Consider the following 25,008-nt stretch of genomic DNA (forward strand, 5'->3'; position numbering starts at 1 on the left):
GCGATCGGACAGCTCGAGTCCCTGGGCTACCAAGTCATTCTCGAACCCTTGCAACAAGCCGGCTAAGAAACCACAACCGTTAATTTTCATGTCAGAGCTGCCAGCCGACATTGATAAGGCTGTCTGCTTGAGTCACCGGTTCTCCAACCCAGCAGTTCCCCTGAGGCTGCCCGGTAAGCGGGAGAGCCAGCTGGCCGATGAGCTGGTCAATGCCCGCGCGTTGCTCCCGTTGCTCCCACTCATATGGTGCCGGAACCGGCCCCAGCGGAAGCGGCGAATCACCTACGCCCCATCGGTCTCTGAAAATCGCGACTCGGCGTACGATGTCGTGTGCATCCTCCGACCGGATGTCCGGGCCCAAACTCTCCACAAGGTTCCGTTTCCATCCTGGGTCGTGCATGAAGGCATCCCTAGTTATGTTGTCCATTCTTTGTCGTATCCGCTCCTGAATCTGATCGACCATGTGAGCCAGGTCCGGGCGCGCGGAGTTCACAGGCGCCAGCGGATCTTCCTCGATGACAGGCATCGCAGTCAGGAAGCGCCGGAGCCGGGAATGGACCACGGCTGCCAGGTCTTTGGCCGATTCGCTGGTTCCCATGGCGGCCTTCACCACGCGCTGGGTACTTGGACGGCTGACTTGAACAGAGCGGCGCCAGGCCGCAACAGTCGCGCCCCAGGATGGAGACTGCTGCAGCTCAGCCACTGAATCGGGGGAGTACGCCTCGAGGAAAGCCGAAAGGTCCTCGGCAGCGGCGATTTGCGCGAGATAGTCGAACTCAGCACTGAGGCGCTGCAAACTATCCGCTTTCGTCCTCTCCGCGTCGCGGACTTCGTGGGCCGTCCGTTCAGCGCCCTCGGCTGCAAGGACTTCGCCGAGGATCTGCTGCCATGTGGCTTGCAGGGCGGGATCCAGAGGCTCGTCCTCCAGCGGATCGTTCTCGCTGATATAGGCATGGTTTCCCACGCGTCCACGGGTCATGCTCACATACAACAGCTCTCGTGTGAGACGACTCTGCGTAACTAGGGTGTGCCCTGTATCCACGGTGAGCCCCTGTGAACGGTGGGCAGTTGTCGCATATCCGAGCTCAACTGAACTCTCGACGTAGGCGCGGGTCAGGGAAATGGTTGCACCGGTGTCCCGCCGCACGGCGGTGAGGGAACCGTTACGCCGGTCTACACGGACGACGTCGAGCATGGTTCCGTTCCGGATGAAGTCTCCGTTGCTGTCCATGTTTGTGCGGTCGTTCTGGCGGGCGATGACGGAGTCACCTCGGCCTGCGCGTGATCCATCGCAGATCGGCACGGCTTGCTCGGCATCCACGTCACCCTGGATAACCCGGTCGGCCTGGGCGCGCCGATTGAGCATGCTCACCGTGTCGTTCTCGGCTGCAATGAGAATGGAGGACTTCCCCGCTTTAATGTCTGCCTGCCAGCTGAGATACGCCTGATCGACCATGTCCGGGTACGAGCCATGTCGAAGGCGTCCGTGACGGTTGTACTCGGCAACTGCGGAGAAATCGCCCGACCGGAGCATCAGCGATGCACCTTGCTCCCAGGCCTGCTCGAACCGCCAAATAGTTGTCAGCCGGGACGTCTTGCCTTGACGGTCCAGCCAGCCAAGGATTCCGCCGGCATCAATAGCGTCCAATTGTCCCGGGTCGCCCACCAGCAGGACCTTCGCCCCGGCGTCTCGCGCCTGCTGTACCAAGGCGGCTAGCTGAAGAGTGGACACCATCGAGGCCTCGTCGACGACGATCAGCTGATTCCGATGGAAACGCCACCTGTCCTGTTCGGCAGTGAGCCATGCGGCCTTCTGTGCCAGTCGGACGGCGTGGGGGTTCCTGTCGGCCTGGTGACGAGTAAGACGCTGCTCCACATCGAAGAACTGGGCCGCCCGGTTGCCGGCTCCCTGGCCGGCGGACTCGTGGAGCCACTTAGCGACATTCTCGGTGGTCAGCGCTAGCTCTCGCCCCAGAACCTCGGCGCTCGCTGCCGCCGGTGCTAGACCAACGACTGTGCCGGCTCCGAATGCTGTCTCCCATGCTGCTTTGACGGCACCGAGTGTGGTGGTCTTGCCGGTACCGGCGGGGCCGACGATGGCGTCGAGGTGATTGCCGCTGACCAAGGCAGTGGCCGCAGCCGCGCGCTGATCCAGGTGCAGTTCAAGACGCCCGTGGTGCTTGTAGTTGGCAAGCGATTCCATGGTGACGTCCGCGCACACGGCCGGACCGCCGTCGTCGTTCCTTGCATCCATAACAGCATCCTCGGCGGCAAGAGTCCCCGCATCCGTGAATAGGTGGGAGCCTTGGAAATCGAAGACCGAATGTCCCGCGAAATGAAGGTCAGAATGCGCATTGACCGGGACCGTGTAACGACGCTCGTTGAGCGACACGGATTGGGTTTCCGCGGCCGTGGCCACGGCATCGATCATGGCTTTACGATCCTCCGCTGTCTTGCAGCGAATTTCAGCGCAGACACGTTCGGCTTCCGCGAGGAGGTTCCACCGGTTCCAGGTGGCACGTTTCATGGCCACACGCTCCCGTGCCAGTGATCCGACGGCGTCGATCCAGGACGGTGCGAAGTCAGGAGCGCAGAATGGGGTTCTGTGGGAGCGCCGTACGGTTGCGGCGAGAACATGGCTCGGGCTGAAGCCCTGGCTGATTGCCCGTTTCTGCCACTGTGCTGAGAGTTCGTGGAGCGGCGCGACCGTTTCCGATTTGGCTGCACGGGTTGAAAGGGTGGCCTGCTGTCGGAGCTTGATGATGGTTGTCGCGGACGGGGGAGTGCCGTGGCCGGCGGTCCATTCGGCAACGAGCCGGTCGGTTTCGAGATCGATGAGGCGGGAGCGATTGGAGAATTCGCGAATCAGCCCATCGTCGACGCCGGTGAGTTGTTGGCTGGGATTGTGTGTGTTCGCGGCTGGCTTGCGGAAATCGGTCTCGGTGCCGAGGTTCCGGCTGAGAGCGTCGAAGAGGAGGCCGTTGTAGCGCTCGCTGGCCGCGACTGCCGCCTTGTACAGCGTCCGAGAATCCAGTGTCACCCATGCACCGTCGGTGATGCGCTGGATCCGGTTGGCGATGACCATGTGCGTGTGCAGCTGAGGATCGCCTGCACGTGACTCCCAGTGGTCGAAGGCGGCCGCGATAGCCCCACGGGTGCCGATGTGGGCGACGCCGTTGCGGCCCGCCCTTGTGTGGACGACCGACGCTTCGAGCCATTGCAGGGTGGCGGCGACCGCTTGGTGGTGGGTCTCGAGGATCTGGTCCTGGATGCTTCGTGGGCTGAGAGCCCAGAGGACCGAAACGGATTTGGGAACGCTGAAAGTCAGGTCGAATCCGACGACGGCGTGGCGCATTTCGGTTCGTCCCCCGCTCCTTTGGACGAGCGTCGGCTGGCCATGAGGACGGCCCAGGAGAGTGCCGATATCCGGGTGAGCGGCATGGTCGAAGACGGCCTTGGCGTCAGTTTCCGTAACGACGTCCCCGGTAGACCGACCTATTCCTTGTACGCCGGAGCCTATCCAGCGGCCGGGCGGCGTTCCCGACTTCATGTAGTACGTGGTCGCATCTGCGGGAGTGACCCTTAGGTCGTCCATCATGGTGGTTTTGAAGAGATACTTCAGGCCGGACTGGGCCGAAAGCCGGGCAATGGACATGGTCATGGCTGTTGTCCTCTGCCGCCCGTGTTGCTCCATCCCTTGCGGCGGAACAACTCCTTGGACTTCGGGTCGAGTTCCACGCAGGCTGCCCGACTGAGGGCCAGTAGCTTGCTGGCTAGGTGGAGCAAGTCTTGGGCATCAGTCTTCTGAATGGTTTGGAGCCGGTCTAGGTCTCGGTGAAGGTTCTGGACGGTGGCCCGTTGCTCCGCGGCCTCAGCTTCGAGACGGTCGATGTCGACGGCTTGAAGTCGAAGCTGGGCGTGGAGCGAATCCACGACTCTGCTGCCGGGGCCTTGGACGCGAGTCAGTCCGCCTGTTGCTCGGTCGCGACGCGTGGGCGGTGCCGGTTCGGAGCCGTTTCGTGGTGGGGCGGAGGGGGTTGGTGTTGACCCCGAGAGGCGCTTCCGACGTCGACGATCACGCTGTCTGTTTGCGCAGCGCGTAGAGCAGAAGCGTTGCGAAGAGCGGCTCGGCTCGAAACCCTCCCGGCATTCGGCACAAATTCTCTTGCCCACGTCGGTTCATCAGCGGGGACCCACCTCGCGACATGACCTGCCGTGAGTGGACCTCACGGCCACTGCCTTGGATGCCAGAGGTGTGAGGCAGTTGATTCGCTGGCAACAGAACCGGACCGTCGGGCAATCCAGTATTAGGACCGGGGTCGGGTGGGGTCTCGGGGGCCGCTGCTGAGAAGGCATGGCTTCGGCAGATTGGCCAGGAACGGAACGCAGCGGCCGTGCGGGTGCCGGCAGCGCAAGACCGGCCGCAGGCCATGTCCACCTTCGGTAGGCGGTTTGCCGCCGCTTCCTCGTGGCGCTCCCTCGATGCCAGCGGCCTGCTTCTAGGCATGGTCCGCCGGAGACACGGGAGTGTTTAGCGAGGAACTGGAGTGGGCCGCTATGAATACCTGGGGCTGACGCACCTGACTGCCCAGCCGTTCCAACTGCCGCTGTTAGGTAACCACACTGTCGCCCTGACCTCGGCCGGTTCGGGAGCGGCCGACCGGACGCTCGCCGTCGCCCTGCTGGTCCATAGGGGGTAGGCGTCAGCTCTACCAGGTAAAAAGTCGCTTCTTCCGGGGCGGCTTTTTGAGTGGGAACATGTCCGCATGGTCACCGTTTCCAGGGAGTTTTTTCAGGCTGGCGCGACCGCCATTCCGGCCATACTCATTGCTCTGGCAGTTGGAGCTAAGCAGGGCATCAGGTGGGCGCAGGATTTGCAGGGAAAAAGCCGGCTCGGCCGGGTTCTTGTAATCATGATCGTTCTGTTCTGCATACTGGCCGTCTTGGGTGGTGAAGCCGTAGCACTCGTCACTCTGCTCACCCAGAATTACACCGTTGATGCAGCAAATTTGGTGTGGTCTGGGTTGATGATCGGGCTATTGGTGCTCATCACAGAACTGATCAGGCCTGTCTCGGACGGTCTGCCCAAGCGCGAGAGACCATTCCTCTTGGTCGGGGCAATCCTCATATGGGTATTGATCAATGTTACTTACATAGGCGGTTTGTATTTCTTGTATTTCAAATGATCCCGGTGAGGGTTGCCTCGTTATTGCTAAGGACCACGCTCTAGCGCTCGCCGGGGACGACAGGGCCGCGCTAGAGCGGAATCAACCCCAACTCCAATAGGCTTGCGAGCATGAGCGTTCACGTACGGATCGACAGACTGTCATCTAAGGGCAAGCAAGAAATAGTGATGTCCCAAGCTGGCGTGACGTGCATCGTGGGAGGCAACAATGCCGGCAAGTCACAGATTCTCCGTGATCTTCTGGCCTTGCTCCGTAACGAAGATGCGCACACCGTGGTGCTGGACAACATAAAGCTCGCTAGGAACTCGCCGACGCGTGATGAACTAGTCGACTGGCTTGGCGCCAATGCAGTTCAGCACGATGTCGAGATCGGGTACCCGATCATGTACTCGCCGTATCTTGAAGATCTGCACGACCCTGGACACACTACGGTCACTGCCGAGAACTTGATCAGCCTGCAACGAGATAACTCGTTGACCCAAGTGGCGAGTTTTTTTGTCAAGCACCTCACCGCGGGATCTATGGCGGCATCCGTGAGTGTCAGCTATATGCACGGCGGAATGGGAAACCTAGGTACTGCTATGCAGCAGTTATACGCAAACGGTGAGCTCGAACAAGAGCTATCGCAGTTGTCTCAAAAGGTCTTTCAAATGCCCCTCACCTTGGATCGCATCAACCGGGAAGTGATGCTTCGCGTTGGGGAAATCCCCGAAACGGTGACGATTCCTCCGCTGAATCGCCCGACCAAGGAGTACGCTGACGCTGTCTTCGCCTTGCCGTCATTGCACGAGCAGGGGGACGGAGTAAAGAGCTTCATCGGTCTAGCACTCACGGTTCTCACTGGCCACGCACAAATGCTGCTCATTGACGAGCCCGAAGCGTTTCTGCACCCCGCACAGGCCAGGGCCTTGGGCCGATGGATCGGGCAGGAGGCCAAGAAGCGTGATCTGCAGGTCATCATCGCAACTCACGACCGCGATTTCATACTTGGCCTCTTGAATGCCGAAGAAAGCTCACCCGTACATCTGATTCGCGTCGTTCGTGATCAGGACTCCAGCCGGCTCTACGAATTGCCGTCCGAGAAGATTCGAGAAACGTGGACGAACCCGGTGTTGCGGTACTCGAACATTCTCCAGGGCCTCTTCCACAGCCGCGTGGTGGTCTGTGAAGCGGATGCCGATTGTCGTTTCTTCGGCGCTGTCCTCGACCAGCTAGCAGACGAGACCAACCAGAGGAAAGAGGCGGACGACGTCCTATTCGTCCCTGCGGGAGGGAAGCACGGCGTGCCGGCACTGGCGGGCGCCCTGGGTGTGCTCGGCGTTGAGACCCACGCCTTGTTAGATTTCGATGTTCTGCGGTGCAAAAAAGATATCAACGCGATCGTGGAATCAATGGGCCACGACTGGAATGGCTTCGACACTGACTACAACTCATTCTTTAATCCCATGAAGAGTGAGAACAGGGTCGATCTCTCCAAGAAGATTGGTCTGAATGCCGTCCCGGCAGGACCGCCTTCGAGGGCGGTCCTGCGCCTGATGGAGCGGCTGCATGGCAGCGGGATACACGTAATCCCCGCAGGTGAGATGGAGGCTTTTGACCGCACCGTCGACGGGCATGCCTCGCAATGGGTCACGGGGGCGCTAGAGAAAAACCTGCATAAGACTTGCCAGGAGGTCAAAGATTACGTCGGCAAGGTGCTGGCAAACTAAAATAGTAACTATTGCCGCCAATTCGCTATGGTCGCATTAATGTGAGCAATGGCAACCACCCTACAAGCTGATTCATTTGCACCGGCAAACATTAAGGAGTGGGCCGTTCTTGCTGCTGACGTAGCGGGAGGGGCACAACCAAACTGCGCCTCCTCCGTGTAGAGGCGCAAAAAGTATTCAGACACCGTCATCTGGGCGTAGCGCCGCTTGAGATCACCCAGCATTAGCTCGATAGAATCTGCCACCATCCCCCAATAACCCTCTACTTGTCTGCAGCGCGAAAACAACTCTCAGCGCAGACACCTGAATTCACGCCGCACAGAATCGTCTCACAGCGGGAAGAAGACGGTGAGATCTGCTGCGGCGACGACTATTCGTCCGGTGGAGGGCTGAGATGGTCAAAAAGCGATGATCCGTCAGCGCCAGGCTCAGCGAGCCAAGCGCCGATTCCGTGTGCGACCCGGTCCAGACTTCGATCTACCAAGGCTGCGAAGGCCGGAATTTCCAGCTCGGTATAGGCGAAAACCGGGCTGAGGACGTTGGGGAGGCCCGGAAGGGCCGCGGCTATGTCTCCCAGACCAATATGGAGCCAGCCGTTCCGTAGACGGCGGAAGGGCTGCGACGTCACCGTCTTCAAATCCGCAGACCCGGCCAGTGAAGAGACGTGGTCAAGCGCGATAGGAGCAAAGTCATCGGCGCGTGAGTACAGTTGCTGGATCGAGCGGGCCGCGTGGTGCAGCACGACGAAACGATGCTTAAGTGCTGCAGCATCGCAGGACCCGCAGCACTCGACGTTTGCCCACCGTCGGGCGGCCTGCACAGTCGAGTAGATGCTGATCACCCCGAGTGCGAGCTCTGTTGTGAGTTCTCCGCCGAAGGTCGCCGGAATCACCTCGGAGATCTTCCCGTCCCACCAAGCTACTCTCGTGTTGCTGTGGTTGCCGTGCATGGAGAAGTCCCCGACACTCTCGCTGACCAATATCGAGGCCAATTGCCCAATCCCGCTGGCAAGCGTCTTCATATGAGGACCCCATGAGTCCATGTCAATACCGCGATGCGGCGGCAGGCCTGCCATGAAGTGGCCAGTGACGTTGGTGAGCAGCAACTCGGGGCCATCGGAAATGACTGAGAGATCGTCGCGCAGAAAATCGAACCCGCGCCCAGGCCGGTCGTCGGGATAAAAAGCTGCATGCGTGGCCTCAATGAGCTCCCGGAAGTCGGTGACGACGCTATCAAATTGTTTCGCGCGTCCGTCGAAGAACTTTCCCCCGTGCCTGGCCGCAGCTGCAACGTCGTCCTCCCAGTCGAATTCCAGCTCAATTTTATGAACGTCGCGTAGGTTCTTTTGGGCCTCGTAGGTGACCATGGTTCCCCACTGCAGCATCGGCCATGACCGTGGATGGGCTCCTGCGCTGAGAGCGCTGCCCGCCACGTATCGCAGGTCGGTCGCAGCGATGGCCACTGAGACCTGTTCGTGGAGTTCCATGGAATCCGATGCTACATGGAGCGCGGTCGGTCACGGGCCGTGGCTCTGACAACCAGGGCTTACCAGGGCCGCTCTCAAAATTCGATAGGCTTCGACTGGCCCATCGTTCGCCCTGCGGAAGCCTAAGTGCAGCCCAAGATTGCAGGGCCGTAGGGGTCAGGCGACCACACGAATATCGTGATGGCCGGCATATCACCGGCCGGCGGTCTAGCGTTTGCTGCCCACTATGTGTTCGATGGCCTCTGCCTCGCGTTGCGGGTCCCGTTCCGGGGCGATACGCCGCGCACTTGCGCTGGTTCCCGGTACCTGGCTGTAACTGGTGTGCCTCCGGTACTGCCGCTGACACCGATTCCGTCCCCGTTCCGACACCATCGCCCGGCCGCTGACAAGCGCCGGGCGGTGGCGGTAAGAAGCAACATACAAGACCCGCCAACACACATGCCGCGGAGATTGCAATCACGCATCATGGCACTTCCTATAGACGAGGATCCCCCCTTCCACACTCCACTCCTAGCCAGACGTTTCTTGGCTAGCACGGAAGGCTTGCAGGCACGAAAAGCCCTGCCAGTAGTCCTCCACATCCATATTCGCAAGGGCGAAGGCGAAGGTCTGCGATTCGCCGAGGGCAAGGCCAAGCCGGGTGGGACCGACAAATTCCAGCAGGATCCGAAGTACCAGGACCCAGCGCCCGGAGATACTCGCGATGTGATATTGGGTTATTTCTTCCTCATAGAAGTGCTCGAGCAACTGATGGCTCTGATCGTTTCGGATACTTCTCATGGACTTGACCCAGTCCGATAAGTCAGGCCCACAAAGGCCTGGCGCAACTTCTACCACCGGAGATGCCATTTCCAACAAGCGTTGCTGATAGCTTGGCTGTCGATGTTGCTGAGTGCCTCGCTGAAAAGCCTGGCGACAAGGGTCTCGTCATCGAAGCCGTTTTCCACCAGCTTCTGGACGCCGGCCTCCCGCGCTGCTCGGGTTGCTCTCTTCACTGCACCGGCACTAATTGGGGCGAATACCCGGGGATCACCGAGCAGGCGACGGTGCAGACCTTCGAGGGCAGTGGCCACGGCCTGTGCGTCAATCTGGAGTACACCGGCTTTAGCAGAGGCTATGTAGGGCAGCGGATCGAGCCGGAATGCTACAGGGAGCCAGCGTGCCAACGATTGCAGGGTGATTTCATCTAGTGGCAGAAGCTTCGTTCTCGAATATTTTGCCGCATCTGATGGAGGGGCAGAGCACTCGTGCCAATTTCCGTCGCTCAGCCGGATCTCTACGTGGCATGGGGCTATCTCGCACCCTGTCCACAACACCAAAAATTGTGTGGAGGCTGCCATGACTCCTTGTCGAAGAACGCGTAGCTCAACTGGTTCCGAAAGTCGGAGTTCAAAAACCGGGCTGCTTATCGAACTCCCAGGATTTCAACTGTCCGCGCACAGGATCATTGGTAACGTGAGCTGCTGGATCCTGATGCCAGCCGGCATGGCTGGTCGAAAAATCGTAGGTCCATCTAATGCCATGTACCTCTTGGTCTTCTCCCTCGATGTGAGCGTTGAGGACATAAGAGGACCCAGTAAAGCTCTGAACCAGAGGGCCAAACATGACAACGTCTGTATCCATGTGCGCACCCAGGAGGGTTACTGGGCCCGCGCCATCTAACTCGCCGTAGATTGTGCGAGGCGCGAAATCAGCGGTGATTGCTGCAGGGTCGCCGCTGATGCCAATAAACCCTGGTTGAATGTCCCAACTTTAAGGAGTGAAGCAGAACCCGTTGAGTTCTAGAGAGTAAGTACTGGACTCTAGCTTCAACGTCCCTTCGATCCGTGGACCGTTCGCCAGCCAGAATGTTCCTGATCCTTCATGGTTCACGCGGTAACGATATCCGAACAAGCCGCGGCAGCCCCGCATCCATGGCTGTCGGAGTCATCTGTTCTGGCCGAGCATATAGAGATTGCAGCCCGGTCCTGGGGCCTCGCTACTCGTCGCCGGATGCAACAACTCATGGCACTTTGCTGATGGGTGACGGGCGTCCGGGCGCGACCGCCAGCGCTCAGCCGTTGCCCTCGATAAAAGCCACCGCGCTGGACCGTGACCGGGATGCCCACGCGATGTTATTCCATGTGCCCAATCACTCGTCCGCCGGACGGACGCTGGTTAGTTGAGCGAGCACGATGCGAGCTGGGCATATGTCGACCCACTTCGTTCTTGAACGTTCGTCAATCAAGCTCCCCCAGATGCTCTCTCGGACTGTCGCTATCGTCCTCCGGTCAAGCTCGGCCCGGTACGCCGTGCCCTTGTCCATGTTCCAGCCGGCAACCACTCCGGACCCGATCATGATGTCGCTGACCCTCGCCAGATGGTAGGTGGGGTCGGCCTCGAGGGCGAGCTGGAGGAACTGGTGCGCTTTGCTGCCTCTGCCTTCCCACCAATTGATGAAGGCCACGGCAGTGAGGATGGGGGCTGAGTGCTTGGTGCTGCTGTGGGTGTAGGCGTGGAGGAGGAGTTGCTGCGCCCATTCGACTCGAGACCATTCCGGCTTGTCGTGGGTCTGGGCCAGGAGGATCCGGTCCATGCGCTCGTCAATGCCCGGGATGTCGGCCATCAGCCTGTCGCGAATGACGGGGAACTGCAGATCCGCAATCAGGTTCACGATTTCATCCCGGTCCGGGTAGCTGTGCGACTCAAGCATCTCCATCCAGCGCGCCCTAGCCTGCTCGAGCGCTTCCCCTACTTTCAGGCCACCGAGTGCCGCTACACGGTCGCGGACAGCATCCGTGGTTTCGGTTTCCTTGGTTGAGGCGGGCAAGGTGATCCGATTTGTCGGTTCGATGGTGCTGCCGCGGTAGACGAACTCCGCGTTGATTTGGCTGGACTGCGTTGCAGCCAGCGGGAGCGACCGACCGTCCTCGGGGCTCCCATCGTACTGAGAGACCCGCTCGTTCCCGACCAAGAGTCCATCGCGGATAGTCATCCCGCGTTCGGCGAGGGCACCAGTCAGCGCGGCGATGGTTGCCGCCTGGGGCTTGACCGTCCCGGCCTGCTCGCCTTGGGAGGTATAAATGGCAAAGAGCACACTTTCAGCATTGGTGTCGTGGGCAAGGTAACCCGCGACCGTCTGCGCGTAGCTGATCTCCGTGCCTGGCTTCGGCAGATCAACGCGGAGGGTCGCGCCAACGTGCTTATCTGACAAAGTGATGCACACCAGGCTTTCGCGAGGCCAGAACCCCAGGGTGTGGCCAACGAAACTGAGAACGTCGGCTGGGGTGCGGATGGTGAGCTCTTCCATGATCCTTCTCCTTCATCGGCCGGCGGACCGCGGATGCGCCCGTCAGATTTCGGCGTCATTCTGATGGGAGAGCCACCGCTGGGCTTTCGAGTCCGGACGAAGCGACGGAGGTGCACCGAACGAACTCGTGGTTCGTGACCGGTTCGCAGCGCCTCAGGTGCCCGGAGGACCCGCCCAAGCAATGATCGGGATCAGAATGACAAACAGCGAAGTTGCTTTTGCTCATTCATGGGCAGGTGTGGGCACCGCGGCATGACCCTAGAGGCCGCAGTTCCGTTGGCGGGGATTATTGGGTCAACTGCGCGCCGGATCGCCTTTCGAGTGCCTGTTCGGCGCGTTCGACGACGGACCGGTCGTGGGCGGCCAGGCGCCCGGAAGTTTCGGGGTTGGCCATTTCACAGTCACGTATTTCTACGAGGCGCCGGTGAAGCTGGGTTTCGGCGTGCCGGCAGAGGAACGACAGCCGGCTGGCGCGTCGGTCCTGCAGGACTAACTCGTGCTGGCCAAAGGCTATGCGGTTCCAGATAGGAGTGGTCTCCCAGAGAAACAGCCTGGTGCGGAGCCCGAAAGTGCCATGCTTGAGATGGCCTGACAGCCGGGGGAGAAGTAGCCCGAGACTGACGAGGAGAACGGCGCATGTTTCGCCCACCCAATACAAGCTGGTGAGGAGAGCAGCCGCCGGGCTGGCGGTGCCTTCAACCTTGATGACCGCGCCGTAGAGCAGCCGGTCGAGCAGGACCAGAGCGAACAAGACGCAACCGACGGCGATGAGGGTGAACGCCGATCGAAACGCCGGAGTACGCATGTGAGGAATGTTGCTCTTGCAGACCCGGGCTATGTCGACGCAGATCCACATGATGAAGGCCGAGCCGGTCCAGAGGAAGACTGCCATCCCGGGCTGGTCACCGTATGTCAGGGGCAGGTTGGGATCGGTGACATCTACGCGGCTGGTGAGAAATCCTGCAGTAACTGCCGCGCAGGCGGCACCCGCACCCCAACGGCCCAAGGTGAGTTGCCGCCGTCGTACTTCTTTATGCGCGACTGCAGCCAGCAGGATGGCAGTTCGGAACTGCCAAAACCCAAGAAGCAGAGACAGGAGGGTGGCAAGCCCTACGCGGTTCTGGCCGCCGAGCAGCGGATCGATGCCGTAGTAGACGGCGGGAACATACAGTGTGCAGGCAATTGCGGCCAGGATAGTCGCGCGAAACACGCTGCCGCGGTCAGGATCTCGGGCGATGGGCAGCCGAAGGACAGTAAGCACCCACAGCGCGGCTGCGGGGACGGCTTCCATCAGCCGAACACTCGGCGAAAGGCCAGAGGCTCGGGCAGACCGGGGACCTCGCTGTTGATGATGCGCGTTGCAAGCTGGTCGGCGAGGGCCTCGGCTGTGAATTCGGCGTCGTCTGTGTAGCTGCGGCGGCCGAGAGCGCGGAGAACCTCGACGCCGAGGTCTGGAAGGAATGCAGTGACCAAGTCTTCACTTGGTTCCTCGAGGTCGTGCTGAAGGATCATGTGGCTGAATTCGTGCAGGATGATCTGTTGCCGATGCCAGCTGGATTTCACCGTTGCATGCAGAACTATGTCGCGGTCGGCGCAGATGAGCCAGACACCGCACAGTTCTGATCCGCACATGCCGGGGAGCTCGTCGACGATTATGGGCCGGCCGCGATGCATTTCCAGTTTGTTCTGGATGTACAGAAGCGTTGCGTCGTCGGGCAGACCGAAGCCGTGCTCCGCTCGCCGGGCTATTTTTTTGGCTTCACGATAGTTCATTGCTTCGGGCCGCGGGGGAGTGGGGAATATTGACCGGACCGATCTGGTCCAGGGAATACCCGTTCGGGTATAGGGACGAACCGGCTTTGCCCGGCGTGAAATGCGGCTGCTCCTTGAGCGGCCGACGACGGCGGATCGCGTTGCGAATTATCAGTCCAGTTTTGAGGGCGGCTCGGGAAGTTCGGGAGGAGTTGGGGAGGCCGAGCGCCGCGGTGAGGCGGTCGTCGTCGAGCATTGTGCTGATGATCTGTTTCGCCAAGGGGCGCAAGGGAGCGGGCAGCCGGCTTTGGAACACCTGGACGGTGGCGTCCATCAGACGCTGGCCTTCAGGGGAAGGCGCGACATGCGCGATCTCGTAGGCGTCGAAGAACGCCTCGGCGCCACTGTATGTGGTGGGCATGCCGGCGATGTTCATCCTGGAGCCCAGCTCGGCGAAAAAGCGTGAAGCGGCCGCGAGCTCTGCAGTTGTGGGCTGGCGCCAGGCGTGCTTCTGGGTCCAGCGGATCGGAACTACCAGCAGCGTGAGGAGGACGTAGAGGAAATCGTCTTTGCTGCCGGGGACGTTGCGGTGCACCCGGTTGAGCAGGGCGACCATTTCGCGGCCGCGCTCGCTGTCCAGTCCGGTGGCGATGAGCTCGTAGATGACGATGGCGGTGTCGTACGAGCGCTTCATGGGGCGCTGCTGGATTTCAGCGTTGCTGTGCAGTGTCGAAGCGATGCTCGGGATGGCGAAATTGCGGTAGTACGAGAGGAAGAAGCCGAGTTCCGTGTCCGCGGCGAGATCGAAGAGAGCCATGTTGCGGAAAGTGGCTTCCCACTCTTGCGGCTGGGCATTTTCCTGACGGCGGAGGCTCGCGGCGAGAGTCTCATGAAGATTCATCGTTGCCCCCTTCGCGTTGCTTGTGAGTCCGCGCTCGAAGGAGGGGCTCCAGCTCCCCAGCTCGGCTGACCTCTTCCATGGTAGGACTGTTGGATCAGTGTGACTAGTCGAATGCAGACGGGTCTACTTTGCGTCCGTCAGCGTCTGGTTTTGCCAGGGCTTTTACCAAGCCCTTTTCTCCCTGCCTCATCATGAGAGCGTGCGCGGTCGTGAAGGCCGGGGCGGCGATCGGCGTAAGCAGATTCATCCACCGTTGCGTCGGGCGCACCCGCCAGTCGATGTCCATGCGCGTTGCTTCGCCTTGCTTCTCCGGGGTGAGCACTACTCGCCCTGCGCCTTTCAAATGACCACCGGCGTTGAAGTCGATCTCTCGAGGTGCGGCGACATCTGTCGGGTGGATGCTGATGGTGAGCGTGTAACCCAGCGACGCCTTGAAGTTGAGGTGCGCGGTGGTCGCCTTGAGGATGTCCTCCTGGGAGTTACTCGGAGGTTTGGTGCGCACCAGCGGCCCCGCGAAACTGCAGTGCGGCCACCAACTGGGCCAGCTCATGTTGATGTCGGCGATGATTGCCCACACCTTTTCTGGCGGCACGGGGAGGTGCCAAGTGGAGCTAAGGTCGAAGAGGCGCGGGGGCATGTTGACATCTTGGCACGATCTCCGCGCCCGCAGACTTAGGTTCTCGTCTAACAGACGCAATCGGGGTTGAGGCGGCGGATAGCAGATGATCTGTCGAGGGCCGCGTCAGGGACTGCCCACAGGTGTCAGATTGAAAGCCAGGAGACTCTCAAGATGTTGTCAGAAAACAATGAACCGAACCCTGCTCTGACAGCCCGGCTGCTATCTTGGCGACGTCAGGTTGGGGTGTACTTCAAATCGACTGGAGCCTCTTCCAGAGGACGCCCGCCGGCCCGTCTTGGTGGCCACGGCTAGGCGTGTGGCTCCCTTGGCGGTCGGGTTGCCATCTCGAGCAGTTCGAGGATGTGCAGGTATTCCTTTCCCGTGGCTCGTTTCATTCCCAGTTCGCAGGTTCTGTTCGCTGAAGCGTAAGCGGCAAATTCCGTGGCCCTTACAGACGTGGATTCTCGCTGGGTTGCGGATGCTGCCAGCTCCGGGTGTAGAAGGGCGTGGTCCCCTGCAAAAGCACAACACCCCCACCCATCCGGTGTGACGACATCGCGGGAGATAGTGGATGCGATTAGGTTTAGCGCATCGTTAATTCCAAGTCGCGTTGACGAGCATGTGGGGTGCAGGGCGAGGGATCCTAGTCTGTCCTGAATTTTGAGCTTGGGCAGGACCTGCTCGGCGACGAATGCGACCGCGTCCACCACGGGTACGTTTTTTGCGACTCGTTCTAGTCCTTCAGTGCAGGATGCTGCGTCACAGGCGACTGGGATCCTCCCGCCATCACTCGCTTCGGTCAGTGCAGGGATGAGCCTGTCGGCCATTGTCCTGTATCCCTGGGTTAGGCCCTTTGATTTCCACGGGGTGCCGCAGCACATGCCGTTGATTCCTTCGGGGATAGAGACTCGGACTCCGGCACGTTCGCAAAGTGCCAGAAACGCCTTGGTGACCCCTTCCGATCCTTCACCGGGTCCGAAGATGGAACCGATGCACGCGGCGAAAAATACCGCGTCCGGTTCTGCTGCCTCCATGGGGCTACGTGTGGATCCCCCTTTTGGAAGGTCGAGATCCCACTGGGGAACGGTGTCGGCGCCGAGGAAAGCGCGGCCCACTGAAGTGGCGGCCGAGAGGGCAGGATTAGGGATCTTCTCGGCGATATTCAGGGCGGCCGACTCGGCCTTCACAACTCTGGACCAATTTCTTGCAGCGTGGTTCCACGCGGCTTGCTCGACGGCTCCCCGCGATTCAGCCCTCAACCGTTTGACGAGTTCGCCGGTGTCGATGAGCACGGGGCACGCGGTTTGGCACATGCCATCTACGGCACAGGTGTCGAGGCCGTCGTACCGGTAGTCTTTTTTGAGTTCCGCCAGCAATTTGTGGTCCCCGCACGCTTCAGCGGCAGCCATTTCACGACGGAGGACAATCCTCTGTCGGGGGGGCAGCGTGAGGTCAGCGCTTGGGCAGACCGGTTCGCAGTAGCCGCATTCGACGCACCGGTCTACTTCTTCCTCCACCGTGACCGCGGTCTTGAGATCGGCCACGTGCGAGGCGGGATCCTCGTTGAGCAGAACGCCAGGGTTGAGGAGGTTGGCAGGATCGAGGAGGGCTTTAATCTGTCTCATGACGTCGAAAAGTTCGTCACCGTACTGCCGGCGCACAACGGGCGCCATGATGCGTCCCGTTCCGTGTTCAGCTTTAAGGGTTCCGGAGTTCCCCAGTACCAGTGTGACCATGTCTTGGGTGAATCGCTCGTAACGGTCAGGGTTTTCCGGATGCTCGAAATTCTCGTTGAGCAGGAAATGGACGTTGCCGTCTTTGGCATGGCCGAAGATGACGCTGTCCTGGTAGCCATGCCGGCCAAAGAGTCCCACGAGTTCCTCGCAGGTATCCAGCAGTGCGGGGACGGGGACAGCAATGTCTTCGAGCAGCGCAGTTGTGCCACTGGGTCGGTTGCCCGCAACGGTGGCGTACAGGCCTTTACGGATGTGCCATAGCCCCGCCCGAACCGTTGGGTCGGACGACAGACTCGCTGGTACCGCCAGGGGACGCGTCTGAAGGAGTCGGGCGCTGTTGGCGGTGCGCTCGAGCAGCTGGTCCGGTGACATCTCCTGAAACTCCACCAGCAGTGCCGCGTGCTTTTGCACCTCGATGGCCCGGAGCGTGGCATCGGCCCGGGCGTCGTTTTGGGCCACCGTTAAGGAGCCGGAGTCCAGCAGCTCGATGGTTGCAAAGCCTGCGTCCACCAGTTCCGGCAGCGCGCCTGTCGCGGCATTGAGGTTGTTGAACAGCAGCAGTCCGGTGGAGGCTTTGGGCTTCAGCGGGATGGTGCGGAAGGTTGCCTCGGCGATAAAGGCCAATGTTCCTTCGCTGCCTACCGCCAAGTGCGCCAGAATGTCTGCGGGGGAGTCAGAGTCCAGGAAGGCGTTCAGGCCGTAGCCCATAGTGTTTTTGATCACGAAGAGCTTATTGATGAATCCGCTGTGACTCGGCGTTGCCCCGTACCCGGTCGCGCAGCCTGAGCAGCCCGTCATGGATCTCGGGTTCCAGCTGCCTGAGCTTGCTGTCAGCGTCGCTGGCGTCGGTATCTATGACGGTTCCTGACGGCAAGACGAGCACCAGGGACTCCAGGGTGCTGTACGTGTTGTTTGCGGTTCCGCAGGCCATGCCGGAGGAGTTGTTGGCAACGACTCCTCCAACGGTGCAGGCTGCCTCGCTGGCAGGGTCAGGCCCAACTTTGCGTCTATAGGCGGCAAGGCGTGCATTGACTTGTCTGACTGTCACGCCGGGTTGAACGCGCACTTTGTTGCCGTCGTCCAGGACTTCCAACTCCCGAAAATTCCGCCTGGTGTCCACGAGGATATGCCCGGTCGAGGACTGACCGCTCAGGCTGGTGCCGCCGGAACGGAAGGTTAGTGAAAGGCGGTGTGCACTGCTGGCCCGCAGCAGCGCACCAACCTGATCCGCTCCGGTCGGCGTCACTACAGCTTCGGGAGTCAGGAGATAGTGCGACGCGTCATGGGCCATTGCCAACCGATCCGAGGCTCTGGATCTGACAGCCCCCGCGGGGCGGCCGATTCCAGAATGTCCAGGATCCTCCGGGGCGTTGGGCTGAGCCTGCGTCGGGACGTGGCGGGCATTGTCTCTGGACTGTTCCTTCGCAAGAATCGGATCCTTCCGTGGTTGAACTTTTGTGGAGCCGTGCTTTTCATGAGACCTTTAAAGGCGGCTAGTCTGGCTCGAGTCCGTGAGGATCTCTCTTTGCGCCCGTGTGGGCACCGAGTAGGAACTTGCCTCCTCGAAAGAGTCGTCGCAGCCACAAACATAGAGAACTCCGCATCCGTGGCTGGTCCTTGGCCCGCCAAACCGACGCCGAATGGGGAATCACTTCGCGGTCTGGCGGCCACCAAATATCGCAAGACTGACCCTTCCGGGCGGCGCCGTTACAGGGTGACAAATCGGCATAGCGGTGCCAGGGGCGAAGGCAGTAGGAAGGATTGTCCCTTCCTACTGCCTTCGCCCCAGAATCCTACGGGCATCCGGAGCGCCGTTCATGGGGTTTAGGCCGCCGGGCCAACCAGCTGACTGGTTACGCTCGAGCTTGGCTAGCGGGGGTCTTCATTTTGTATATTCCTGGCGCTATACGTCGAGGACGAGTTCCTGGGATTTTGCCCTTGACACGCAGGTCAACATAGTCGCTCCGGATTCGCGGTCGGCATCGCCGAGGAGGAAATCCCGGTGGTCGGGAATACCGGCGAGCACCTTGGTCTCGCACGTCCCGCAAATACCCTCCTTGCATGAGGTCGGCACATTGATGCCGATGCGCCTCAAGGCATCCGTGACCGACTCGCCAACTGCGACCTGACAGGTCTTGCCACTGCGTTCCGCCACGACGGTGAACGCACTTGACTCCGCATCCGCGCCGTCCGCTGGGCTTCCGGCAGCAAATCTTTCCAGATGCAGAGAGCCGGTTGGCCATGTGCCGCAAAGTTGCTGGACGGCGTCCAGAAGTCCGGTAGGTCCGCAGCAGAAGACCTTCGTATCGGGCTGAGGTTCACCTAGGAGTCCCTGAAGATCAATTGGGCCGAGTTCGTCCTGGGGGACTATCTGGACCCGTGACCCATAATTTTGGAGTTGGTCAAGATAGGCCATCGACTCGCGGGACCGGCCACCGTAAATGAGGCGCCATTCGATGCCTGACTCTTTGGCTCTCCTCATCATGGGCAGGATCGGGGTGATGCCGATTCCGCCGGCGATGAAAAGCACCCGTTCACCGCTGCCCACTGAGAAAGGAAAGTTGTTCTTGGGCCCGCGCACCGTCACTACATCGCCGACCTGAAGGTCATTGTGCATGTGTGCTGATCCCCCACGGCTTTCGGGGGCCAAGAGCACTGCGACCTCATAGGAACCGGTTTCATTCGGGTCACTACAAAGCGAGTAATGGCGGATCAGCCCATTGGGCAGGTCAAATTCGAGATGCGCACCCGCTTCCCACCTGGGGAGGGGAGCACGGTCGCCGCGCGCAAGGCGCAGCGACCGCACACCGGCGGCCACGAGGGAGCCCGCCGTGATCTCAAGAGAGATCTCCTGATCAGACCACATGGTCCGCGCCCAGGCTGATCTGCAGTGGCTTTTCCCAACGACCCGTCAGATAGGCCGTTGCGAGCTGGGCCTGGAAGGCCCGGACGCCGTCCTCGCGCTCATCGAAAGGCCCCGGCCGGTAACCGTCGGTGAGCATACCCTGATAGACGGACTCGCAGGCACCAAAGTCCTGCTTGTTGGTGATATCCCAGAAGTCTGCGGCGAAGGACGGGTCAAAGCCCGGACGTTCGGCGACCTCGCGCGGGAAGTACCAGCTGCATTCCACCCACGTCTCACCGGGGGAGAGGGGCACAAGCCGGTGCGTCATCACGTAGTCCGGTTGCAGCGTCAGCAGCAGGTTGGGCGCGAGCATGAAGTAGAGCGTCCAGCGGGCCTGCTCGTCGTCGATTCCGGCGATGCGGTCTCCGCCACTGCGGCCATCGAGGCTGTTTGTGTCGGCATCGTCACGGAACTCCAGGCCGCCGCCCAGCCACATGCCCGTCTGGTGCAAGCCCATGGCAGATTCGGGAGGGGCGACGCGGCAAAGCTCGGGGTGGATTGAGGGGCAGTGGTAGCACTCAAGGTAATTCTCAATGACCGTCTTCCAGTTGGTCTTGAGAGTGTAATTGTGTGACTCGCCGACAACCATGTCCGTGGGATCCCAAGGGGTCACCACCTCGGTCAGATTACCGACCCACTCGCTGAATTCGGGCGCATCTCCGGAGGCATTGATGAAGATCCAGCCGAACCATTCGACGGAGCGGACTTCGATGAGCGGCCACTCCTCCTTATTGAAGTTCTCGGTGTCCATGAACTGGGTCGCGGACCGCAGCTCGCCGTTGAGGCCGAAAACCCAAGCGTGGTAGGGACACTGGACCAGCTTCTTGTTAGTGCACGCGCCCACGGGAAGCAGTTCGTGACCGCGGTGTCGACATGCGTTGTAGAAGGCGTGGAGGGCGCCGGAATCGTCGCGGGTTAGCAGGATGCCCTGTGTTCCAATGCGGACAGCCTTCTGGTCACCAGCTTTAGCGACGTCGCTGCTGCGACCAACGCAGACCCAGGCTGCTTCGAGGAGGTGCTTGCGTTCCCAGTCAAGGATGTCTTGGGAAAGGTATGCGTCGGCCGGCAATGTGTGGGCATCCGAAAGCCGTTCTTCAAGCACGATTTCCAGATCGGATTTGGTGAGGGGTGCCGGTGGCAGTGAAGTGTTCACTTCTCGTCTCCATTGTCGATGGTCAAACTGACAATGGTTAACGCTATTCAGGCGGGTCTCACGGGAACATAGGCATGCGCACCGCGAATCCCCATATAGCTGTGCGGCCCGACATTCGCTACTGGGACTTACCGTGTTCGACGAGCAGAGTGTCAGAAGCTGGTGTTTGTAGTCCAAAAGTAACGCCGAAGGGGTCCGCGAGCAGGGCGAAAGGACCTAACGCTGAATCTGTGACCGGCACTCGAACCCGAGCCCCGAGGTCACTCAGTCGCGCGACTTCGGCCTCCAGATCAAGCACCCGCCAATAGGGGATCCAATGTGGCGGAACCGCTGCAGGAAGAACATCCAGCATGTCGACCACGCCGGCTACCGGCTCGTCGCCCCAGACCAGGAAGCGGTAATCGCCCGGGGTTGGAATGGTCTCGTGAATCACCCGGCAAGACAGAGCATTCGCGTAGTAGTTCGCAGCCTTCTCTGCCAGCGGAGTATAGAGGTCGATGAACGCCACGGCTCCGAGGAGCCGTGTACGTGGTCCCTGGTCAACGAGATCAGCAAGCGCGAAAAGGCCCTGATCGGGCGCCATAAAAAGACTCAGCTCACGCCCGTCTACGTCCAAAGTGGAGACAAGGTCGCCACCGAAATCCAAGACTTGGCGGGTCAGGGCGGTTTTGTCGCTGCTTCCGAAGCACGGAACCCAAGCACCCGAATCCGGTGTCGCTGAGCCGACGGGGGGAACAAAAAGCACCTGTTGGTCCGAGCCTGAACCCTGCCGGCGCATCACTAGGTTAAAAAATGCTCGTGTAGCGCCAGATTCTCCACCGACAAATAGCACGCTCTCGATTGCCACCCGGACGCCGTCAGACATCTCGTACCCTGCCTCGTTCGAACAGCGATGACAGGTTGGCCCCGGCGGCCAGGTCCAGACCTGAAGTTGCCAGCCAAAAGTGAGCGTAGTTGCTTGGCAATGACACGTCGCGCCCTGTGAGTTCCTCTACTAGTCGCAGCCTGTTGCGAAGAGTGTTTCGGTGTATGAAGAGCTCAGCGGCAGTCGCGCTCATATCGCCGTCTTTTCCGAGGTAGCAGCGGAGCGAATCCACTAATGACGTGTCGTTCTTCCGGTCATACTCCACAAGTGGCGCCAGGGCCTCGGCCGACAAATCGCCTAGCGGTGCCCCCGCCTCCACACTGGCAATCAGAAGGGCCGTAGGTAGGTCCTGGCTCCGATGCACTTGAACACCGTACCCCTCAGTCAGCGCGTTACGCGCTTCGAAGTAGCCAAGTCTCAACCCTCTCACGCCAATGCGCGGCTTGCTGACGCCAACCCGGGCGTTCGACCCGATGCCGGCCAAATGTTCGTGGCAGAGCCTGGCCACAAACAGACCAGCGTGTTCCGGGACAACCAGGACCAACCTGTCGTCGACGATCGTGCGCAGGTGCGGATCGTTCTGCTGAGTAAGCAGCGTATGCAGGTTCCAGGGATACGACCGCAGCCGGCGAGGCGAACCTTCAGCGGTGCCGACGACGACTTCGTGTGGCTTTGTCACGTCCAAACCATGCTCAAGGAGCCGTCGGGTGCCTTCTTGCTCGCCGAGGTAACCGGCAATCACGTCTTCAAGGACTTGGCCGAGAAGCTCTCTTCGCCCGCTCAGGATGGCATGCCGGCGTGAAAGCTCAATTCCGGCCAAGGAAGCTGCGAATGACAGGAGCTCCGGCGAGGCGCCTTCCCCCCGCATGGCCAGCACGGCGACTGGTTCCCCTTCCAACTCTACGGATCGCAGGACACAACCAGCCACCGGGCCGTCCGCGGGGGGAGAAACGGCAACGAGCTCTTTCGCCATCCATTCTGCTCGTTCAGGAACGCTCACCAGAACGCCACCACGCCGATCGATTACGGCGACCGGCGCGGAGGAGATGCGGTGCAAGGCCCTCACCAGGGCGTGGAGTGGCCGTTCCGCAGTAAGTGCGTCTGCCAGGGCCCTGTGGTCGGCGAAATCAGAATCGGTCGCCGTCATGACTCGAATCATACCTTCTAGAGGGTTTTTGAGAGCTAATAGGACGGCGGTACCTGGCGGACACCGTCCTGCACTTGCCACAAGTGTTCCAAGTCCCGAATTACGGGGCCGCTCAGCCTACATGTTCCCCGTTTTGTCTGGACCATCAGGCCGGGGAATCTGGCGTGTACGGTTAGATTCCAGTTCTGTCCAAGCTGGGACGGTTCACTCCTGAACTGCGTTCGCGCACGCGGGGCAAAGCGTTTCAGCCTCTGAAATGGCAAGATGGAAAAAAATTGGCCACGTTTGGGCGGCTGTTCCGCAGACGGTAAACGCGGAACCGACTCGTCGCAGGTGGGCAACTCCGAAAGGGAGCTCCAGAGGTTGGTCATGTAATGCATGCGTTTTCGCCGCCGACTCCGGCCTTCGATTAATCTGACGGAATTTCGCAGTCAGGCACAGCTGTTGCGCCGAAACGGCGTCGCTGTGCTTGCGGTGCTGCGTCATTCGGGACTCCACGCCGGTCGTCTGGTACTGGTGCTGCAATGCCAGGCCTGGGTCCTGGCGAAAACGGTCACGGCTGGATGTGAAACGCAGTATCCAGGCAACATCTTCCGAGCGCTGATCCGGGTCGAGCCAATAGCGCTGAGCCAACGGTCTCTGTTCGATGACATAGTGTGGCTGGCTACAGGACTGGCTGGCGTGCCAGCGTGCCGCCATCTACCGTGAGCGTTTCACCGGTCATGTATGCCGAGGCGTCCGAGATCAGAAAGTCAACAACCGTAGCGATCTCTTTGGGCAGCCCGAACCGGCGCATCGGTGCCCAGCGTGCGACCACATCATCTGATAGGCCCGCGATCCACGGTTCTGCCATCGGTGTTCGGATCAGACCTGGGGCAACACAGTTGACTCGTATGCCCGCATCTGCGAACTCAATCGCAGTTGTCCTGGTAAGCGATATGAGACCTGCTTTAGAAGCGTTGTAGGCAGCGAAATTCGCCTCAGGTGCCAGTCCATTGATGGAGGCGATGTTGACGATACAGCCGCTGCCGGCATCCCTCATCACCCGGGCTGCCGCGGCGGAAGTTAGCGCCGGCCCCCGTAGATTCGTATGCATCGTTAAGTCCCAGTTACCGGCTGTGACGTCGACAAGCGAAGTTGACTCGAAAATCCCCGCGTTGTTGACGAGGGCATCGACGCCGCCGAATAGGTCTACACATCGCCCGACCATTTTGAGGCCCACTTCCGGGTCAGCAAGATCGGCTGCCACTCCTTCGACGGATCCGCCGTACTGATTGAGTTCTGAAGCTACGGCTTCCGCTTCGGAAGCGCTACGAGAACATACCAGGACCCGATCTCCAGCTCGGGCAAAGAGTTCTGCGCACGCTCGCCCAATTCCTCTGGTACCTCCCGTAACTATCACTCGCCGGCTTGCATGTTTCTCCGTATCGGCCACGCGTACTTCCTTTCGGTTGAGTTGTTAATGTCTTGAAGATCGGTTTGGGCGGACCACGTGCTGCGCGGGCCTGCCGATCGCAGTTCAGAGTTTGATCGATCTAATCTCAGCGCGGTCGGTGGCGCATGATGGATGTCAGACAACACCGGCATCAGACTTGGCAGTGATTCCTGCGGGCCTCAAAGTCTGCTGGCCGCGATTGACCACACAAAATGAGTCAGGGCATCGGGTAGAGGATAATGGGGTTAAAACTTCCGCGATTCTGCTGGTTGCATCCCTGAGCGTCAATCCGTGATTCATAGCCGTCGGTGGTTTCAATAATCGACGTATCGTGTGTGGTATCCGCCGGGAGCAAAAGGTCCGGGGAGCCGTGCATCACGGCGTCTGGAAACCCCGAGTTGGTGGACCGGTCCTTTCGCTGTATCTGTACGTATGCCCTGACAAGTCGGTGCCATGCCAGACATTTTGCTAATGCCATGCTCAGCGTCCTCCACGTTTGTTCTTTTTCTGGACACCAGGCAATCCCATATCTCCCGCATTGCCTCCTGGCGCTGAACAACCGACATGCTTGGCGATACCTGTCGCTAACTCCGTGAATGCTCACGGATAATTCGGGGTGAGGAATTGAAATGATCGTTCATTCCGCCAGAAGGACGGCCGAGGCCTCTTCGACCGCTACCCGGGGCGAAAAATCATCGCCGCCTTGGGGCGGACTTGCCTTGGCGGGCTCGACCGATACCTTCGTAGATGCGCGGCGGATCGTCTCAGAGCCCGTAATCGCATTTGGGCATCTTGAAAACCAGTCGCGGGCCAAGTCCATTAGAT

Annotated in this window: 19 protein-coding genes; 3 read left to right on the plus strand and 16 right to left on the minus strand. The window is 60.4% G+C overall.

The genetic code is table 11. The features are described 5' to 3' along the window. Positions 1-91 precede the first annotated feature (91 nt). On the minus strand, positions 92-3,661 hold the full coding sequence (gene mobF / locus ACFRAU_RS22220) for a MobF family relaxase (RefSeq protein WP_378001506.1): 3,570 nt from the start codon (positions 3,659-3,661) through the stop codon (positions 92-94). An 886-nt stretch (positions 3,662-4,547) separates the two neighbouring features. Between mobF and ACFRAU_RS22225 the strand changes: the two genes are divergently transcribed. The 3 genes from ACFRAU_RS22225 (at position 4,548) to ACFRAU_RS22235 (ending at position 6,895) form a co-directional block, all read left to right on the plus strand. Next, positions 4,548-4,700: a hypothetical protein gene (locus tag ACFRAU_RS22225; protein ID WP_378001507.1), complete on the plus strand. Its 153-nt coding sequence runs from the start codon at positions 4,548-4,550 to the stop codon at positions 4,698-4,700. 66 nt (positions 4,701-4,766) lie between these two features. After that, positions 4,767-5,186 (plus strand): hypothetical protein, encoded by a 420-nt coding sequence (locus tag ACFRAU_RS22230; RefSeq protein WP_378001508.1) that lies wholly within the window; start codon positions 4,767-4,769, stop codon positions 5,184-5,186. 110 nt (positions 5,187-5,296) lie between these two features. Continuing rightward, positions 5,297-6,895: an ATP-dependent endonuclease gene (locus ACFRAU_RS22235; RefSeq protein ID WP_378001509.1), complete on the plus strand. Its 1,599-nt coding sequence runs from the start codon at positions 5,297-5,299 to the stop codon at positions 6,893-6,895. Positions 6,896-7,265: 370 nt separating this feature from the next. Here the strand turns inward: ACFRAU_RS22235 and ACFRAU_RS22240 are convergent, their stop codons facing one another. From ACFRAU_RS22240 to ACFRAU_RS22310, 15 genes are all read right to left on the minus strand, one after another. Further along, the gene (locus tag ACFRAU_RS22240) at positions 7,266-8,381 is read right to left on the minus strand and encodes a hypothetical protein (RefSeq protein WP_378001510.1); all 1,116 of its coding nucleotides are present in this window, start codon (positions 8,379-8,381) and stop codon (positions 7,266-7,268) included. A 510-nt stretch (positions 8,382-8,891) separates the two neighbouring features. Beyond that, positions 8,892-9,230 carry a hypothetical protein gene (locus ACFRAU_RS22245; protein WP_378001511.1) on the minus strand — a complete coding sequence of 113 codons (339 nt, stop codon included), beginning with the start codon at positions 9,228-9,230 and terminating at the stop codon, positions 8,892-8,894. After that, positions 9,212-9,721 (minus strand): hypothetical protein, encoded by a 510-nt coding sequence (locus ACFRAU_RS22250; protein WP_378001512.1) that lies wholly within the window; start codon positions 9,719-9,721, stop codon positions 9,212-9,214. Before ACFRAU_RS22250 ends, ACFRAU_RS22245 begins: the two co-directional genes overlap by 19 nt. Before the next feature lie 791 nt (positions 9,722-10,512). Then, positions 10,513-11,670 (minus strand): DUF4192 domain-containing protein, encoded by a 1,158-nt coding sequence (locus ACFRAU_RS22255; RefSeq protein ID WP_378001513.1) that lies wholly within the window; start codon positions 11,668-11,670, stop codon positions 10,513-10,515. Positions 11,671-11,956: 286 nt separating this feature from the next. Beyond that, complete coding sequence (locus ACFRAU_RS22260) at positions 11,957-12,961, minus strand: hypothetical protein (RefSeq protein WP_378001514.1); 1,005 nt, start codon at positions 12,959-12,961, stop codon at positions 11,957-11,959. Further along, on the minus strand, positions 12,961-13,443 hold the full coding sequence (locus ACFRAU_RS22265) for a hypothetical protein (protein WP_378001515.1): 483 nt from the start codon (positions 13,441-13,443) through the stop codon (positions 12,961-12,963). The genes ACFRAU_RS22260 and ACFRAU_RS22265 overlap by 1 nt, the downstream gene beginning before the upstream one ends. After that, positions 13,430-14,323, minus strand: coding sequence for an oxygenase MpaB family protein (locus ACFRAU_RS22270; RefSeq protein ID WP_378001516.1), 894 nt, complete (start codon positions 14,321-14,323; stop codon positions 13,430-13,432). The genes ACFRAU_RS22265 and ACFRAU_RS22270 overlap by 14 nt, the downstream gene beginning before the upstream one ends. Before the next feature lie 103 nt (positions 14,324-14,426). Next, entirely contained in the window at positions 14,427-14,960 is a 534-nt protein-coding gene (locus tag ACFRAU_RS22275; protein WP_378001517.1) for an SRPBCC family protein, read from the minus strand. Positions 14,961-15,250: 290 nt separating this feature from the next. Continuing rightward, on the minus strand, positions 15,251-17,401 hold the full coding sequence (locus tag ACFRAU_RS22280) for an FAD-binding and (Fe-S)-binding domain-containing protein (RefSeq protein WP_378001518.1): 2,151 nt from the start codon (positions 17,399-17,401) through the stop codon (positions 15,251-15,253). A 7-nt stretch (positions 17,402-17,408) separates the two neighbouring features. After that, positions 17,409-17,969 carry an FAD-binding oxidoreductase gene (locus tag ACFRAU_RS22285; RefSeq protein WP_378001519.1) on the minus strand — a complete coding sequence of 187 codons (561 nt, stop codon included), beginning with the start codon at positions 17,967-17,969 and terminating at the stop codon, positions 17,409-17,411. Between the two features lie 612 nt (positions 17,970-18,581). Beyond that, on the minus strand, positions 18,582-19,544 hold the full coding sequence (locus tag ACFRAU_RS22290; RefSeq protein WP_378001520.1) for a PDR/VanB family oxidoreductase: 963 nt from the start codon (positions 19,542-19,544) through the stop codon (positions 18,582-18,584). Beyond that, positions 19,534-20,736, minus strand: coding sequence for an aromatic ring-hydroxylating dioxygenase subunit alpha (locus ACFRAU_RS22295; RefSeq protein ID WP_378001521.1), 1,203 nt, complete (start codon positions 20,734-20,736; stop codon positions 19,534-19,536). The genes ACFRAU_RS22290 and ACFRAU_RS22295 overlap by 11 nt, the downstream gene beginning before the upstream one ends. 118 nt (positions 20,737-20,854) lie before the next feature. Continuing rightward, positions 20,855-21,601: a VOC family protein gene (locus tag ACFRAU_RS22300; protein WP_378001522.1), complete on the minus strand. Its 747-nt coding sequence runs from the start codon at positions 21,599-21,601 to the stop codon at positions 20,855-20,857. Next, positions 21,594-22,748 (minus strand): PucR family transcriptional regulator, encoded by a 1,155-nt coding sequence (locus ACFRAU_RS22305; RefSeq protein ID WP_378001523.1) that lies wholly within the window; start codon positions 22,746-22,748, stop codon positions 21,594-21,596. The genes ACFRAU_RS22300 and ACFRAU_RS22305 overlap by 8 nt, the downstream gene beginning before the upstream one ends. Before the next feature lie 664 nt (positions 22,749-23,412). Then, positions 23,413-24,183, minus strand: coding sequence for an SDR family NAD(P)-dependent oxidoreductase (locus tag ACFRAU_RS22310; protein WP_378001524.1), 771 nt, complete (start codon positions 24,181-24,183; stop codon positions 23,413-23,415). Positions 24,184-25,008: the final 825 nt, after the last annotated feature.

This window comes from Arthrobacter sp. NPDC056691, assembly GCF_042791415.1.
Lineage (GTDB): Bacteria > Actinomycetota > Actinomycetes > Actinomycetales > Micrococcaceae > Arthrobacter.